The following is a 2,700-nucleotide window of genomic DNA, read 5'->3' as shown; positions in this document are numbered from 1 at the left end:
CGCGGGGTGATGATGCTCGCGCACAATGTCCATGACGTGCAGAGCATCAAGCGGCACATCCACGCCAACCGGCTCAACGGGGTCGATAACGAGTGGCTGAGCCCGCAGGAAGCCAAGGCCTATTGCCCGCCGCTGAGCATCGATCCCGGCGCGCGCCATCCGGTGCTCGGCGCGGCACTGCAACGGCGCGGCGGGACCGCGCGACACGACAGCGTGGCGTGGGGCTATGCCCGGGCGGCGGCGGCGCTGGGCGTCGACATCATCCAGAATTGCGCGGTGACCGCGATCAACCGCGGCGCCGACGGCGCGGTAACCGGGGTCGAGACGACGCGCGGACCGATCAAATCGAAGCGGATCGGCGTGTCGGCGGCGGGCAATTCGTCGGTGCTGATGCAGATGGCGGGGCTGAGCTTCCCGCTCGAAAGCTATCCGCTGCAGGCGCTGGTGTCCGAGCCGGTCAAGCCGATCTTCCCGTGCGTCGTCATGTCGAACACGGTCCACGCCTATATGAGCCAGTCGGACAAGGGCGAGCTGGTGATCGGCGCGGGGACCGACCAATATGTGAGCTATTCGCAGCGCGGCGCACTCCACATCATCGAGCATACGCTGGCCGCGATCAACGAGATCTTCCCGATCTTCAGCAGGATGCGGATGCTGCGGACGTGGGGCGGGATCGTCGACGTGACGCCCGACCGCTCGCCGATCATCGGCAAGACCCCGGTGCCGGGGCTGTACGTCAATTGCGGTTGGGGAACGGGCGGGTTCAAGGCGACGCCGGGGGCGGGCGACCTGCTGGCGCATACAATGGCCAGGGACGAGCCACACAGGATCAATGCCGCTTACAACCTCGATCGGTTCCGCAACGGGCGGTTGATCGACGAAGCGGCGGCGGCAGCGGTGGCGCATTGAGATGATCCTGATCCATTGCCCTTACTGCGACGAAACGCGGCCCGAGATTGAATTCGCCAACGCGGGCGAGGCGCATGTTGCCCGGCCCGAGGATCCGTCGACGTTCGATGACTCCCAGTGGGAGGGTTTCCTGTTCATCCGGTCCAATCCGCGCGGGCGGCATCATGAGCGGTGGCGGCACATTCATGGTTGCGGACGCTTCTTCAACGCGATCCGCGACACGGTGACCGACAAGTTCGAGACGACCTACAAGGCCGGGGAGCCTCGGCGGTGAGTGGCTACCGGATTGCGGGCAGGGGCCGCGCGGATCGCGGCGAGGCGGTGCGGTTCAGCTTCGACGGCAGGGAGTATGGCGGGGTCGCGGGCGATACGCTGGCGTCGGCGTTGCTGGCAAGCGGGGTCACGCTGTTCGGGCGGTCGTTCAAATACCACCGCCCTCGCGGGCTGGTCGGGGCAGGGTCGGAGGAGCCCAACGCGCTGGTGTCGGTCAATCGCGGTCCGGGGCGGCACACGCCGAACCTGCTGGCGACGCAGGTTGAAATCTATGATGGGCTGAAGGCGACCAGCCAGAACCGCTGGCCGAGCCTGCAGTTCGATGTCGGGTCGATCACCAACCGGCTGAGTTTCATGTTCCCGGCAGGATTCTACAACAAGACCTTCATGTGGCCGCGCAGCTTCTGGGAGACGCTCTACGAGCCGGCGATCCGCCAGATGGCTGGGCTCGGCGAGCCGCCGCGCGAGATTGATCCCGATCACTATGCGGCGGTGTTTGCGCACTGCGAGCTGCTGGTCGTCGGCGCCGGGCCGGCGGGGATTGAAGCGGCGCTCGGCGCGGTGAACGGCGACAAGCGCGTGATCCTGATCGACGAGCAGGCGGAAATCGGCGGCGGGGCCTTGTCCGACCCGGCGCTGTGGGAGTGGCTCGAGCGCAGCATGAGGACGCTCGAGGAGGCGCCGAACGTGCAAATTCTCAGCAGGACGACCGCGTTCGGATATTATCATGACAATTTCATCGGCGCGGTCGAGCGGCTGGCCGATCATCGGCCGCACAATGGCGATGGGCCGCGCGAGAAGTTGTGGCGCATCCGCGCCGCCGAGGTGGTCCTGGCGCAAGGAGCGATCGAGCGGCCGTTGGTGTTCGCCGGCAATGACACGCCCGGCGTTATGCTGGCGAGCGCGGCGCGGACCTGGCTCCATCGCTACGGCGTCGCGGTCGGCAGGAACGTGCTCGTCATGGCCAGTCACGACAGCGGCTGGCAGGTCGCGTTCGATCATGCCGAAGCCGGGGTGAAGGTCGCGGCGATCGTCGAGTTCCGGGCGAGTGTCGGGGACGGGTTGGAGGCCACGGCGCAAGCGCTCGGCATCCCCGTGATGCTGTCGTCGGCGGTGACCGACGTCGCCGGGGGCAAGGCGGTCAGCGCGGCGGAAGTCACCGTGTTCGATGCGGCGGGATCGGCGGGCGCGAGCCGGACCGTGGCGTGCGACGCGGTGCTGATGGCGGGCGGCTGGACCCCGAGCATCCACCTGTGGTCGCACAGCAAGGGCACGATCAAGTGGCATGGCGAGCTTGGCGCCTATGTGCCCGACGTCGCCAATGAGAAGTGCATCAGCGTCGGCGCCTGCGCGGGTGACATGACGCTGGGCAGCGGTGTCAGCGTGGCCGCGCTGCCGACGCGCAAGGACCCGGCGCGGATCAAGGCATTCGTCGATTACCAGAACGACGTGTGCGCGCGCGACATCCGGCTGGCGGTGCGCGAGGGGTTCCGCTCGATCGAGCACGTCAAGCGCTAC

Annotated in this window: 3 protein-coding genes; all 3 read left to right on the top strand. The window is 67.4% G+C overall.

The genetic code is table 11. The annotated features are described in order from the left end of the window. Positions 1-909: FAD-dependent oxidoreductase (locus Q0R27_RS11705; RefSeq protein ID WP_293944973.1), on the top strand; the 909-nt coding region annotated here is incomplete at its 5' end. A gap of 1 nt (position 910) precedes the next feature. After that, positions 911-1,183 (top strand): sarcosine oxidase subunit delta, encoded by a 273-nt coding sequence (locus Q0R27_RS11700; protein ID WP_293944971.1) that lies wholly within the window; start codon positions 911-913, stop codon positions 1,181-1,183. After that, a partial coding sequence (locus Q0R27_RS11695; protein ID WP_293944969.1) for a 2Fe-2S iron-sulfur cluster-binding protein occupies positions 1,180-2,700 on the top strand: 1,521 nt, incomplete at its 3' end. The genes Q0R27_RS11700 and Q0R27_RS11695, both read left to right, overlap by 4 nt.

It is taken from the genome of Sphingomonas sp. (assembly GCF_025362505.1).
GTDB lineage: Bacteria > Pseudomonadota > Alphaproteobacteria > Sphingomonadales > Sphingomonadaceae > Sphingomicrobium.
Note: the sequence above shows the minus strand (reverse complement) of the source record. Positions and strands in the feature narration are given on the sequence as shown.

Coding starts and splice junctions, on each gene's coding strand:
- Q0R27_RS11700 (WP_293944971.1), top strand. CDS start 911: ATGATCCTGATCCATTGCCCTTACTGCGACGAAACGCGGCCCGAGATT.